Origin of the sequence: Pseudomonas sp. 13B_3.2_Bac1, assembly GCF_025466205.1 — a bacterium.
Classification (GTDB): domain Bacteria; phylum Pseudomonadota; class Gammaproteobacteria; order Pseudomonadales; family Pseudomonadaceae; genus Aquipseudomonas; species Aquipseudomonas fluorescens_H.
Window position 1 is genome coordinate 124,209 of sequence record NZ_JANLOG010000046.1, and the last position, 13,342, is coordinate 137,550.

The following is a 13,342-nucleotide window of genomic DNA, read 5'->3' on the forward strand; positions in this document are numbered from 1 at the left end:
TTTTGAAGGAAGAGAGAGCACAACATGGGACTGTTCGATTACAAGAATGCCGATGGCAAAGCGTTGTACAGCGACGCTATCGCGCTGACGCTGTATGCCTACACCCCGACCGGGCAAGCATTGCCGGGCACGGCCTGGAAACCGCTCAGTGCGACAGCGCTGGGCTATCAGGGCAAGGTCGGGGCGCAGGGTACGTTCTTCGGCGAGAAGGACGGCTTCACCAGCGCCGAAGCCGAAGTGCTTGGCAAATACGACGCAACAGGCAAGCTGACCGGTATCGGTGTGGCCTTTCGTGGCACCGGCGGGCTTGGTTTCAGCGACACCTTCGGCGACTTGAAAAACAACCTGCTGGCCGCCATCGGGCCATCGGATTACTCGAGCAACTACGCGAAAAATGCCTTCGATAATCTGCTCAAGGCTGTCGCCGCGTTCGCGGTATCACACGGCATTGCCGCCAAAGATGTACTGATCAGCGGTCACAGCCTTGGCGGGCTCGGGGTCAACAGCGTGGCCGAGTTGAGCGCCAGCAACTGGGGCGGGTTCTTCAAGGACGCCAACTACATTGCGTTCGCTTCGCCGACCCAGAGCAGCACCGGCAACAACGTGCTGAACATCGGTTACGAAAACGATCCGGTGTTCCGTGTGCTCGACGGCACCACCTTCAGCAGCAGCTCAATGGGCAAGCACGACAAGCCGCATGAGTCGACCACCGACAACATCGTCAACTTCAATGACCATTACGCGTCCACCGCGCAGAACCTGGTGCCGTTCAGCATTGCCAATCCGCTGAGCTGGTCGGCCCATGGCTCGTTGGGCTATGCCGATGGCTTGAATCGGGTGATCGACTCGAAGTTCTACAACCTGACGCACAAGGACTCGACCATCATCGTCTCCAACCTTGAGGAAGCGTCCCGGGGCAAGACCTGGGTCGAGGATCTGGGGCGCAGTGGCGAGCCACACACCGGCAGCACTTTCATCATTGGCACGCAGAGCAACGACTGGCTCAAGGGCGGGGCGGGTAACGACTTCCTCGAAGGCCTGGGCGGCGATGACCGTTTCCGTGATGACGGTGGTTTCAACATCCTCCTCGGCGGTCAGGGCCACAACACCTTCGAGCTGCAGAAACCGCTGCAGAATTTCAGCTTCGCCAACGACGGTGACGGCACGCTGTACGTGCGCGACGCCTACGGCGGTATCAGCATGACCCGCGACATCGGCGCGCTGGTGAGCAAGGAATCGGGTTCGTGGTGGGGCAGCAAGGAGATCACCTGGGGCGTCACGGCCAAGGGTTTGACCAATGGCAACGACCTGACCCAGTACACCCATTCGCTCAACGGCGATGCGTACGGTAATGCGCTGCACGCCAGTGCCGAGGGTGACTGGCTGTTCGGGCTGGGCGGCGATGACAAGCTGATCAGCGACAAAGGCCACGTGACCTTCGTCGGCGGCGCCGGCAATGACGTGATGACGGCGGTGGGTGGCAACAACACCTTCCTGTTCAGCGGCGCGTTCGGTTTCGACGCGATCAATGGCTACCAGGGCAGCGACAAACTGGTGTTCATGGGCGTCGAAGGCGCGGGGCAGGGCTACGACTACAAGCAGCATGCTGCACAGTCGGGGGCCGATACGGTGCTGAAGATTGGCGAGTATGCCGTGACCCTGGTAGGGGTTGGGGTGGCTAACCTGTCGGACTCGTCTTTCGTTTTCGCCTAGCTCTAATGTGGGAGCGAGCTTGCTCGCGAAAGCGGTGTGCCAGCCAAGCAAATGGCAGCTGACACTCCCTCTTCGCGAGCAAGCTCGCTCCCACAGATTTGATGTGTAAGTAGTGAAAATGCTCCGGGGCGTGCCCGCGAGGGGCGCCCTGGCTGTGAGCTATCTCTGACAATTCCAACAAAAGAGAGGCAATAGCAATGGGTGTGTATGACTACAAGAACTTCGGCGCAGCCGATTCCAAGGCGCTGTTCAGCGATGCCATGGCGATCACGCTGTATTCCTACCACAATCTCGATAACGGCTTTGCCGCCGGTTATCAGCACAACGGCTTCGGTCTCGGCCTGCCCGCCACGTTGGTGACCGCACTGCTCGGCGGTACTGATTCGCAAGGGGTGATTCCCGGTATTCCGTGGAATCCCGACTCGGAAAAACTCGCCCTCGACGCCGTGAAAAAGGCTGGCTGGACACCGATCACCGCCTCGCAACTGGGCTACGACGGCAAGACCGACGCGCGCGGAACCTTCTTCGGCGAGAAGGCCGGTTACACCACCGCCCAAGTGGAAATCCTCGGCAAGTACGACGCCCAGGGCCATCTCACGGAAATCGGCATCGCCTTTCGCGGCACCAGCGGCCCGCGGGAAAACCTGATCCTCGATTCCATCGGCGATGTGATCAACGATCTGCTGGCAGCCTTCGGTCCCAAGGACTATGCCAAGAATTACGTCGGCGAAGCGTTCGGCAATCTGCTCAATGACGTGGTGGCGTTCGCCAAGGCCAATGGCCTCAGCGGCAAGGACGTGCTGGTCAGCGGCCACAGCCTCGGTGGGCTAGCGGTGAACAGCATGGCCGATCTGAGCGGCGGCAAGTGGGGCGGGTTCTTCGCCGATTCCAACTACATTGCCTACGCCTCGCCGACCCAGAGCGGGACCGACAAGGTGCTCAACGTCGGTTACGAAAACGATCCGGTGTTCCGCGCCCTCGACGGCTCGACCTTTACCGGCGCCTCGGTCGGCGTGCACGACGCGCCCAAGGAATCGGCTACCGACAACATCGTCAGCTTCAACGATCACTACGCCTCGACCGCGTGGAATCTGCTGCCGTTCTCCATCCTCAACATCCCGACCTGGATCTCGCATCTGCCGACTGCTTACGGCGACAGCATGAACCGGATCATCGAGTCAAAGTTCTACGATCTGACCAGCAAGGACTCGACGATCATCGTCGCCAACCTGTCGGACCCGGCGCGGGCCAACACCTGGGTGCAGGATCTCAACCGCAACGCCGAAACCCACAAGGGCAGCACGTTCATCATCGGCAGCGACAGTAACGACCTGATCCAGGGCGGCAGCGGCAACGACTACCTCGAAGGTCGCGCCGGCAACGACACCTTCCGTGACAGTGGCGGCTACAACGTCATTCTCGGCGGCGCCGGCAACAACACCCTCGACTTGCAGCAGTCGGTGAACAAGTTCGACTTCGCCAACGACGGCGCCGGCAACCTGTACATCCGCGATGCCAAGGGCGGGATCAGCATCACCCGCGACATTGGCAGCATCGTCACCAAGGAGCCGGGCTTCCTCTGGGGCCTGTTCAAGGACGACGTGACCCACAGCGTGACGGCCAGCGGCCTGAAGGTCGGCAACAACGTCACGCAGTACGCGTCCAGCGTCAAAGGCACCAGCGGCGCCGATACGCTCAAGGCCCACGCCAGTGGTGACTGGTTGTTCGGTCTGGACGGCAACGACCACTTGATCGGCGGTGCCGGCAACGACGTGTTTGTCGGTGGCGCCGGCAATGACCTGATGGAGTCGGGCGGCGGGGCGGATACGTTCCTGTTCAACGGCGCGTTTGGTCAGGATCGGGTGGTGGGTTTTACGTCCAACGACAAACTGGTGTTCCTTGGTGTGCAGGGCGTGTTGCCCAATGACGACTTCCGCGCGCATGCCTCGATGGTGGGGCAGGACACGGTGCTGAAGTTTGGCGGGGATTCGGTGACGCTGGTTGGAGTGGCGCTGAATAGCCTCAGTGCCGATGGAATTGTGATCGCCTGATGCACCCGTAACCTGTGGCGAGGGAGCTTGCTCCCGCTGGGTCGCGAAGCGGCCCTGAAGACTTTGTGCGCGCTACGCGCTCAAGCGGGAGCAAGCTCCCTCGCCACAACCCAGTATCAAAAGTGACTCGATAGCCACACCCTGACTCAAAAGCTGTGCAAACAGCAAAAGCGGCCTAAAGCCAGCACGTGCCCACACGTTCTATAGCTAGCCGCCATCGAGTACAGGAGATTCACACGTGAGAAGGTTCAAGGGGTATGTCGGGATTGTCGGACTGGCGCTGTTATCGGCCAATGCCTGGGCCGATCTGCCGCCAACCTCGATTCTGAGCCGTTACGGGATCAGTACCGATCAACTGCCGAAACCGGAAAAGACCGAAGTGGTCGAGCCGGTGGAAGAGAAAAGCCTGTTTCAGATTCAGCCCGAACAGCCGTTCGTGACGTTCCGGCCGGGTGACGGCAAACAAGCGCAAGCCACTGGCAACCTGAGCATTGACCGCATGACCCAACTGGATCTGGAACGCTGCCGGCGTCTGCAAGCCGAGCTGGCGCGGCGGGGCGAGCAGTATTTCAGTTGCGATCACAGCCTTGTGGGCCTGCCTGCTTTCGAATAACCCACACGGATAACACTTCCCCTGTAGGAGCTGCCGCAGGCTGCGATCTTTTGATTTTGTTTTTCAAGATCAAAATCAAAAGATCGCAGCCTTCGGCAGCTCCTACACGTACAGCAGGGTGTCAGTCTTCCTTGCGCACCGTCGCGACCTCGTCGCCGCGGACTCTCACCTTGGTCCCGGAAATATCCTCGAATTCATAGAACCCATCCTTGTTCTTGGTTTTCGGCATGTCCTTGGTCAAATACTGGGTGCCGTTCTGCAAGGTGACCACCGTCGGCGTCGAGCAGCCGCCCAATGCCAGCAGGGCCGCTACCGCCAGGGGAATACCCAGAGTCTTGATCTTCATACCCACCTCAAATACCTCATTCCATATCAATTGACCGACTTCGGTCTCTAACGCGGTTGGTGCCATCCAGCCGGGAAAAGTTCGATGGCACCCTGAAAAAATTCCGATTGCCGCTGCCACTGATCTTTTTCCGTTTGCACGCGACGGGGCAGAGCTGGTATCTGTACGCATAACCAGTATTCGCTCGCCATGGCCCTGAATTCCCGTGACTGCCAACCCGCTCGACGATCCGTTCTATTACCTCAACAACTTCCGGCAAGTGCTTGATTGGCTTGAGCTGCGCTATGCCGATGTGATGAGCGAATCCGAGCACGGCTTTATCCGCGACTTCAAGGCTTTGCCACGCGCCTCACAGGGTCTGCTGGTGCGCATGGTAATGCGCAAGGGCGTGCATTTCCGCCTCGGCAAACTCAACTACCCGGAAATCGGGGACATCAGCGACGCCGCGCAGCCGTTGCTGAGTCACGGCTGGCTCGACGATCAGGCTCTGTTGAGCGTGGCCGAAGTGTTCGAGGTGTTGCTCAAGGCTGAACTCCTGCAAGCGTTTGGTGCTTTTATCGAACAACCCAAGGGGCGCAAGGACGACTGGCTGCCGGCGCTCGCCGAGCAATTCAGCGCATCGCGCAGCCTGTCCGACTGGGCGCCGACGCTCGGCGACTGCTTGCTCAGCCTGACCATCATGGACCTGTGCGACCGTCTGCGCCTGATGTTCTTCGGCAACCTGTACCAGGACTGGTCGGAATTCGTCCTCGCCGACCTCGGCATCTTTACCTACGAAAAAGTCGAGTTTTGCGCCGATTCCCGTGGCCTGCGCAGCCGTGAAGACGTTGACGCCTGCCTGTTCCTGCATCAGTGCCAGCAACGCTTCGAGGCCGGAGAACCGTTGGAAACCATTGTCGAGCAGGTCAGCGCATTGCAGTTCGCCAACCCGTGGCTGCAACGCCGGCGCGGCAAGGTGCTGTTTCAGATCGGCCAGTATTGCGAGCGCATCAGCGAGTTCGCCCTGGCGCTGAGCATTTACCGCGATTGCGCCTACCCCGGCGCCCGCCAGCGGATGATTCGGGTGCTGGAGCGCTGCGGCGAATACGCACTGGCGCTGGAGCTTGCCACTCGCGCCGAACAGGCGCCGGAAAGCGCCGCCGAACAGCAGAGCCTGCAGCGGATGCTGCCCCGGCTGCGACGCAAACTCGGCGGGCCACCGCTCAAGCGCGCAACGCCGCGCCCGGTCGAGCGCCTCGATCTGCAATTGCCGCGCACCGATCCGTCGCTGTCGGTGGAGTTTTACGTGCAGGCGCATCTGCACGAAGACAGCGGCCCGGTGCATTACGTCGAGAACAGCCTGATCAACTCGCTGTTCGGCCTGCTGTGCTGGCCGGCGATTTTTGCGCCGCTGCCGGGGGCGTTTTTTCATCCGTTTCAGCGTGGGCCGGTGGATCTGCTCAACGAAGACTTCCAGCAACGCCGCGCCGAACTGTTCCAGGCGTGCCTCGACCAACTCGACGATGGCCGTTATACGGCGACCATTCGTGAGCGCTTCGTCGCCAAATGGGGCGTGCAGTCGCCGTTCGTGTTCTGGGGCGCCTTGAATGAGCAACTGCTGGAGCAGGCGCTGGCGTGCTTGCCGGCCGAACATCTCAAGCACTGGTTCAATCGCCTGCTGCTTGACATCAAGGCCAACCGCGCCGGTATGCCCGATCTGATCCAGTTCTGGCCGCAGCACAAGACCTACCGGATGATCGAAGTCAAAGGCCCCGGTGACCGCCTGCAGGACAATCAATTGCGCTGGCTGGAGTTCTGCCACCAACACCAGATGCCGGTCGCCGTGTGCTACGTGCAATGGGCGGAGCAGAGCGCTTGAGCTACAGCATTGCCGTTCGCGCCCTGTGTGAGTTCACCGCCAAGACCGGCGACCTCGACCTGCGGTTTACCCCTTCGCCGACTGCGCTCGAAGGCATGCTCGGGCACCGCACCGTGGCCTCGCGGCGCAGCGACAAGTACCAGAGCGAGGTGGCGCTGGAAGGTGAGTTTCTGCAATTGAAAGTCAGGGGCAGGGCGGACGGCTACGATCCGGCGCAGAACTGTCTGGAAGAAGTCAAAACCTATCGCGGTGACTTGAGCAAGCAGCCGGCCAACCACCGCCAGCTGCATTGGGCGCAGGCGAAAGTCTACGGCTGGCTGATGTGCCGCAAGCTTGAGCTTGAGCGGATCAATCTGGCGCTGGTGTATTTCGACATCGTCAGCGAGAAGGAAACCTGTCTGGTCGAGGCCTTCACTGCGCCAGTCTTGCAAGACTTTTTCGAACAACAATGCCGGTTGTTCCTGAATTGGGCCGAGCAGGAAATGGCCCATCGCGAGGCGCGCAATCGGGCGGCGCAGCAATTGAGCTTTCCCCACGCCGACTTTCGCCCCGGCCAGCGGCATCTGGCCGAATCGGTGTTTAAAGCCGTCAGCACCGGCCGTTGCCTGATGGCGCAGGCACCCACCGGGATCGGCAAAACCCTCGGCACGCTGTTCCCGATGCTCAAGGCTTTGGCGCCGCAGCAACTGGACAAGGTGTTGTTCCTGACCGCCAAGACCCCGGGGCGCAAACTGGCGCTGGATGCCAGTCAGGTGTTGTTCGATCAGTCTGAACGCTTGCCGTTGCGGGTGCTGGAGATGGTCGCCCGCGACAAGGCCTGCGAACACCCGGACAAAGCCTGTCACGGCGAGTCCTGCCCGTTGGCCCAAGGCTTCTATGATCGCCTGCCCGCCGCCCGTGAAGCGGCCAGCCGGATCAATCTGCTGGATCAGGCGGCGATGCGCGAAGTGGCTCGCCAGCACACGGTTTGCCCGTACTACCTGAGCCAGGAAATGGCCCGTTGGGCCGACGTGGTGGTGGCGGACTACAACTATTACTTCGATTTCAGTGCGTTGCTGTTCGGTCTGGCCCAGCTCAATCAGTGGAAAGTTGCGGTGCTGGTGGATGAAGCGCATAACCTGGTCGAGCGCGGGCGCTCGATGTACAGCGCCAGTCTCGATCAGGCTGCGCTGGCCAGTGTGCGCAAGACGGCCCCCGAGGTCCTGAAAAAATCCCTGCAACGGGTCAACCGCGAATGGAACGCGCTGCATCAGCCGCAACTGGCGCCGTATCAGGCCTACGACAAGGCTCCGGAAAAACTGCTGCAAGCGGTGTCCCTGTGCAGCGCGGCCATTGGCGATTACCTCAACGACCATCCGCAGGGACTCGACAGCGCGCTGCAAACCTTCTACTTCGACATGCTGCAGTTCGGCCGGGTAGCGGAGCTGTTCGACGAGCATTACCTGTTTGACATCAGCAAACGTGACCTCGAGCGCAAACGGCCGCTGTCGCAGCTGTGCCTGCGCAATGTGGTGCCGGCAGCGTTCATCGGCCCGCGCCTGAAAGCGGCGCGCAGCAGCGTGTTGTTTTCCGCAACGCTGAGCCCGCGGCGCTATTACGCCGACCTGCTCGGTACGCCCGCCGACACGGTATGCATCGACGTCGAATCGCCGTTCAGCGCCGATCAGTTGCAGGTGCAGATCGTCAGCCGCATTTCCACGCGCTTCAATCATCGGCAGGCGTCGCTGGAACCGATCGTCGAGCTGATCGCCCGCCAGTTCAGCGAGCGCCCGGGCAATTACCTGGCGTTCTTCAGCAGCTTCGATTACCTGCAACAGGTGCTGACCCTGCTTGCCGAACGCCATCCGCAGATCAATCTGTGGCAGCAATCCCGGGGCATGGCTGAAGGGCAGCGTCAGGTATTTCTCGATCAGTTCACCGCCGACAGCCAGGGCATCGGCTTCGCCGTGTTGGGCGGTGCGTTCGGCGAGGGCATCGACCTGCCCGGCGCACGGCTGATCGGCGCGTTCATTGCGACCCTGGGGCTGGCCCAGCTCAACCCGGTCAACGAACAGTTGAAACGGCGTATGGCGGCGATTTTCGGTGCCGGTTACGATTACACCTATCTGTATCCGGGTGTGCAGAAAGTGGTGCAGGCCGCCGGGCGAGTAATCCGCACGCGGCAGGATCGCGGCGTGGTGATGCTGATCGATGACCGCTTCGCCGAACCGCGCATTCAGCAACTGTTGCCGCGCTGGTGGGCGCTCGGTACAGACCCGGCCTCAGATCAAAGCGTGAATTGAAGCGCGTTTGCACCTTCCCATGGCGCTGGATTGCCGCATACTTGCGCTAATGAAAACCAGCGGTGAACCTGATGAGTGACAACCCGAGCAAAACTGCCGCGATCGAGGAGATGCGTTTCCGTCTGCTGATCGATGCGGTGGTCGATTATGCGATTTACATGATCGACCCGGACGGCATCATCACCAGCTGGAACTCCGGTGCCAAACGCTTCAAGGGCTACGAAGAGGCGGAGATTCTCGGCGAGCATTTCTCGCGCTTCTATACCGCCGTTGATCGTGCGGCGGGCCTGCCGCAACGCGCGCTCGACACCGCGCTGCACGAAGGACGATTCGAAGGCGAGGGCTGGCGGGTGCGCAAGGATGGCACCAACTTCTGGTGTCACGTGGTCATCGATCCGATCATCGATCCCAACGGCAAACTGCTCGGCTACGCCAAGATCACCCGCGACCTGACTGATCGCAAGATGGCCGAGGAAACCCTCAGGCAAAGCGAGCAGCAGTTCCGCCTGTTGGTGCAGGGTGTCACCGATTATGCGATCTACATGCTCAGCCCCGAAGGTCGCGTGAGCAACTGGAATCAGGGCGCCCAGCGGATCAAGGGGTACAAGCCGGAAGAAATCATCGGCCAGCATTTTTCGATTTTCTACACCCCTGAAGACCGCATCGCCGGCGAACCGCAACGGGCGCTGGAGATTGCCACCCGCGAGGGTCGTTTCGAAAACAAGAGCTGGCGCATGCGCAAGGATGGCACGCGGTTTCTGGCCCACGTGGTGGTCGATGCCATTCGCGGCGAAACCGGCACGCTGCTCGGGTTTGCCAAGATCACCCGCGATGTCACCGAAGCCCATGAGTCGCAACTGGCCCTGGAGAAAACCCGCGAAGCACTGTTTCAGGCGCAGAAGATGCAGGCCATCGGTCAGCTCAGCGGCGGCATCGCCCATGACTTCAACAATTTGCTGACGGTGATTCTCGGCAATCTGGAGATTCTTCAGAAGCGCATCGGTGAAGACCCGAAAAACAGTCGGCTGCTGGAAAACGCCACTCAAGGCGCGCTGCGTGGCGTGTCGCTGACCCAGCGCATGCTGGCCTTTGCCCGACGGCAGGAACTCAAGACCGAACCGGTCGATATCCCGCAACTGGTGCAAGGCATCACCGGGCTGCTGCGCAGTTCGATTGGACCGGGGATTCGCATCGAGACGCGCTTTCCCGAGGATCTGCAACCGGTGCTGGCGGACAGCAACCAACTGGAACTGGCGCTGCTCAATCTGGCGACTAACGCCCGCGACGCGATGGGGGACGGGGGCAGCCTGACCATTACCGCGCAGCCGGAAGTGGTGCTTGAGCAAAGCCACTCTTCAATGGCCGCTGGGCGCTATGTGTGCCTGAGCGTGATCGACACCGGGGAAGGCATGGACGAAGCCACGCTGGGTTCGGCCAGGGATCCGTTTTTCACCACCAAGGGCGTGGGCAAGGGCACCGGGCTGGGCTTGTCGATGGTGCATGGCTTTATCGAGCAACTGGGTGGCCGTTTCATTCTCAAGAGCGAAAAAGGCCATGGCACCCGCGCTGAAATGTGGATACCGGTGGCGCTGGCCGGGGAGACGGCAAAAAACCTGTACCCGGCGGTCAAACCGGTGTTGGTGCCACGCCTCAGCGTGCTGGTGGTCGACGACGACTCGCTGGTGATGACCAGCACCACGCTGCTGCTCGAAGATCTTGGCCATCGTGTGATCAGCGCGACATCCGGTGCCAAGGCGCTGAAGCTGTTCGAGCAGGGTGAAGTCATCGACCTGATGATCACCGACATGGCCATGCCGCAGATGAGCGGCGCGCAACTGGCGCATGCAGTGCGTCTGCTCAAGCCGGATCTGCCGATCATTCTGGCCACCGGCTACGCCGAACGTCTTGAAGGCTTCGCCGCGCAACTGCCACGTCTGCCCAAGCCTTTTACTCAGTTGAACCTGGTGGAAATCATCGCGCAGTCGATGAAGTGAATCCGCCTGAACTTGTCCGTGGCGAGGGCCTTCTAAAAGGTTTCCCCGCCACGGAGTGCGCGTCCCTTGCCTCGCATACTGACTGAGCCCAGCGCTGAAGAGCACCTGACTGAACACGACGCCAAGATGTTCGGCTCACCCAAGGAACGGCTGGATTTCTATCGCAAGGAAATCCAGTACGAAACCAGCATCCTCGCCAACCGCACTGACGCCTATCTGGCGGCGCAGTCGTTTCTGGTGATTGCCTTTGCCTCGTGCATGGCCAACCTCAACCCCGAGTGGGGCAAGCTGTTTACGCTGGTGGTGCCGCCGTTCCTCGCACTGCTCGGGCTGCTCAGTTCGCTCAACGCCTGGCCGGGGATTCGTGCGGCGTACGACATCATCGATCACTGGCACTACAAGCAGAGCGAGTTGTTGCGCAGCGAGCCGATCATGGGCATGGCGTACGACGAGTCGCCGCTGTTCAGTGAAATGGAATCCAGCCATAAGGGCTATCGCAAGTCGCTATTGTTTTCGGTGCGCACGCCGTGGATCTTCGCCACGTTCTGGATACTGCTGGGGGCTTACGCGGTGTTCATTCAGGTGACCAACCCCGGCGGCTGAACGCCGCCCAAAGAAAAAGCCCGGACTTCGCAGCCGGGCTTTTTCTTGGGCGCTTTATTCGACGGTTTCAAGCTGCCGGCGCAACTCCTGCGAGTGATGCGGCGACATCGGAATCGGCGGGAAGTCCTCGTTGAGGACACACAGGTGATCGATGGCTTCTGCGAACTTCGCATCGGCTTTGCGGCGCATGGCTCGATAGTGCTCAAACAGTTCGAGGTCCAGATTGTCCGCCTCCAGCAGCTCGTAAGCGGCGCGGTTGAGGGCGTGGGCGTCTTCGAACAGTTGACGATTGCGTTCCAGGGCCAAAGCCCTGCAAGCCTTGATTTGTGCCGGAGTCGAGCATTCTTTCATGACCGTGACCTTGTTATCCAAAGATTCCTATTCATGGGCTGCAAGCCGCAGGGGAACCGAACCTGCCGGACCCCGCCGAGTGCTTACAGCGAGGGGTTATGGTTGTGACTGCCGGAATCTGCAGAGGGATCCATTTATTTACAGAAAAAACTTCGATGGATTGCCCAAGATATTTCCGCCGGAAAAATCAGTTTTTTCGTTTTTGCCGTTGTTCGTAGCGCGCCAGCAGTGGCTGGGTGCTGATGCCATGCAGCAAAATACTCAGTGCTACCACGGACAGGGTGATGTTGGTGCACAACGCCGCGACCGTAGGACTCAGACCATGGTTCAAGGCATAAAACAGATAGAACAGGCTGCCGATCCCGCGGATGCCGAACCAGCCGATCAACAGCCGCTGACCACCATCGAGCAAGGTGCCCCATGGCATCAGTGCAACGCAGAGCGGACGCACCACGCAGAACAGCACCGCGCCAATGATCAACGCCCGCCAATCCCAATGCGGCACCAGCACCACGCCGAGCAGGGTCACCAGAAACACTTCCATGGCCCGTTCCACCAGACTGCCGAAGGAGAGCATGTCGCCCATCATGATCCCGGCAGCGACCTGACTGCTTTCCAGGCGTTCGGTATCACCGTGTACCGCGTGCTGCGGTTCGATGTTCTGATGGCCCACCACCGGTTGCACCAGATGTTCGGCGGGCGGTTGGCTGGCGCCGGTGGATTTGACTTCTTCCTGACGCAGGCCAAGGCCGGCAGCGAACACCGACAGAAAGCCGTAACCGCCGATGGCATCCGCGCCGACGTAAGCCAAGGCAATCAGCGACAGCGCCAGATAATCATTCGGGCTCAGGGTGCTGTCGTCGTTACGGATGCGCAGTGACAAGGTGATCCGACCAATGCCGCGGCCCATCCAGTAACCGGTGAGCAAGCCGACCGGCACCGCCCAGAGCAAACCGTGCAGCACCCAATCGGTCAGCGCGCCGGGATGAGCATCCGCCTGCACCAGCAGCAGGCCGAGAATCACGAACGGGAACGCGATCCCGTCGTTCAGTCCGGCTTCACCGGAAAGACCAAAGCGCACGCTGTCGACATCCCGTGCGTCGTTGACCTGCACCAGCGCGGCCAGCACCGGGTCGGTCGGTGCGAGAATCGCGCCGATCAGCAGTGACGGCCCCCAAGGCAGTTGCAGGCCCCAATGCAGCAATACGCTGACCCCGGCGATGGTCAACACCATCACCGGGCCGGCCAGCCCGAAAGCAATCCGCCAGCGCTTGTCGCGCAATGGCAAACGCAGCTTGAGGCCGCAGACAAACAGGGAAAACAGCACCGCCACTTCCGTAAGGTGTTCCATCCATACGGAAGCGTTTTCCAGTGACAGTTTCAGCAGATCCAGCCCGCTCGGGCCGATGACAATCCCCAGCAACAGGCACACCGCCGAGGTGGTGACCGGCATCCAGCGCAGGTAGGACGAGGTCAGCGCAAGGGTCAGCAAGACGGCGCCCAGCACCGCGACCCAAATGACAAAGCTCAT

10 protein-coding genes are annotated in these 13,342 nt (G+C 60.7%); 7 read left to right on the forward strand and 3 right to left on the reverse strand.

The features are described from left to right. Positions 1 to 24 precede the first annotated feature (24 nt). From NTD85_RS07135 to NTD85_RS07145, 3 genes are all read left to right on the forward strand, one after another. Positions 25 to 1,713 (forward strand): polyurethanase, encoded by a 1,689-nt coding sequence (locus tag NTD85_RS07135; RefSeq protein ID WP_262141801.1) that lies wholly within the window; start codon positions 25 to 27, stop codon positions 1,711 to 1,713. A 197-nt stretch (positions 1,714 to 1,910) separates the two neighbouring features. Beyond that, positions 1,911 to 3,764, forward strand: coding sequence for a polyurethanase (locus NTD85_RS07140; RefSeq protein ID WP_262141802.1), 1,854 nt, complete (start codon positions 1,911 to 1,913; stop codon positions 3,762 to 3,764). 238 nt (positions 3,765 to 4,002) lie between these two features. Continuing rightward, positions 4,003 to 4,377 (forward strand): hypothetical protein, encoded by a 375-nt coding sequence (locus NTD85_RS07145; RefSeq protein WP_262141803.1) that lies wholly within the window; start codon positions 4,003 to 4,005, stop codon positions 4,375 to 4,377. A 121-nt stretch (positions 4,378 to 4,498) separates the two neighbouring features. Here NTD85_RS07145 and NTD85_RS07150 read toward each other — a convergent pair whose 3' ends face one another. Continuing rightward, positions 4,499 to 4,723, reverse strand: a complete 225-nt coding sequence (locus tag NTD85_RS07150; RefSeq protein WP_003224992.1) for a YgdI/YgdR family lipoprotein — start codon at positions 4,721 to 4,723, stop codon at positions 4,499 to 4,501. 205 nt (positions 4,724 to 4,928) lie between these two features. Here NTD85_RS07150 and NTD85_RS07155 point away from each other — a divergent pair, with 205 nt between their 5' ends. The 4 genes from NTD85_RS07155 (at position 4,929) to NTD85_RS07170 (ending at position 11,460) form a co-directional block, all read left to right on the forward strand. Next, complete coding sequence (locus NTD85_RS07155; protein WP_262141804.1) at positions 4,929 to 6,581, forward strand: VRR-NUC domain-containing protein; 1,653 nt, start codon at positions 4,929 to 4,931, stop codon at positions 6,579 to 6,581. Further along, a complete protein-coding gene (locus NTD85_RS07160; protein WP_262141805.1) occupies positions 6,578 to 8,863 on the forward strand; it encodes an ATP-dependent DNA helicase in 2,286 nt (761 codons plus the stop codon). The genes NTD85_RS07155 and NTD85_RS07160 overlap by 4 nt, the downstream gene beginning before the upstream one ends. Positions 8,864 to 8,934: 71 nt before the next feature. Then, a complete protein-coding gene (locus tag NTD85_RS07165) occupies positions 8,935 to 10,857 on the forward strand; it encodes a PAS domain-containing sensor histidine kinase (RefSeq protein WP_262141806.1) in 1,923 nt (640 codons plus the stop codon). A 66-nt stretch (positions 10,858 to 10,923) separates the two neighbouring features. Continuing rightward, on the forward strand, positions 10,924 to 11,460 hold the full coding sequence (locus NTD85_RS07170) for a hypothetical protein (protein ID WP_007967008.1): 537 nt from the start codon (positions 10,924 to 10,926) through the stop codon (positions 11,458 to 11,460). A gap of 54 nt (positions 11,461 to 11,514) precedes the next feature. On the opposite strand, the gene NTD85_RS07175 is transcribed toward NTD85_RS07170, so the two are convergent. Then, entirely contained in the window at positions 11,515 to 11,811 is a 297-nt protein-coding gene (locus NTD85_RS07175) for a hypothetical protein (protein WP_262141807.1), read from the reverse strand. Between the two features lie 187 nt (positions 11,812 to 11,998). Then, entirely contained in the window at positions 11,999 to 13,342 is a 1,344-nt protein-coding gene (locus tag NTD85_RS07180; RefSeq protein WP_262141808.1) for a cation:proton antiporter, read from the reverse strand.

Bases quoted from the DNA above. Each gene is read 5' to 3' on its own strand.
- NTD85_RS07135 (WP_262141801.1), top strand. From the start codon at position 25: ATGGGACTGTTCGATTACAAGAATGCCGATGGCAAAGCGTTGTACAGC.
- NTD85_RS07140 (WP_262141802.1), top strand. From the start codon at position 1,911: ATGGGTGTGTATGACTACAAGAACTTCGGCGCAGCCGATTCCAAGGCG.
- NTD85_RS07150 (WP_003224992.1), bottom strand. From the start codon at position 4,723: ATGAAGATCAAGACTCTGGGTATTCCCCTGGCGGTAGCGGCCCTGCTG.
- NTD85_RS07165 (WP_262141806.1), top strand. From the start codon at position 8,935: ATGAGTGACAACCCGAGCAAAACTGCCGCGATCGAGGAGATGCGTTTC.
- NTD85_RS07175 (WP_262141807.1), bottom strand. From the start codon at position 11,811: ATGAAAGAATGCTCGACTCCGGCACAAATCAAGGCTTGCAGGGCTTTG.
- NTD85_RS07180 (WP_262141808.1), bottom strand. From the start codon at position 13,342: ATGAGCTTTGTCATTTGGGTCGCGGTGCTGGGCGCCGTCTTGCTGACC.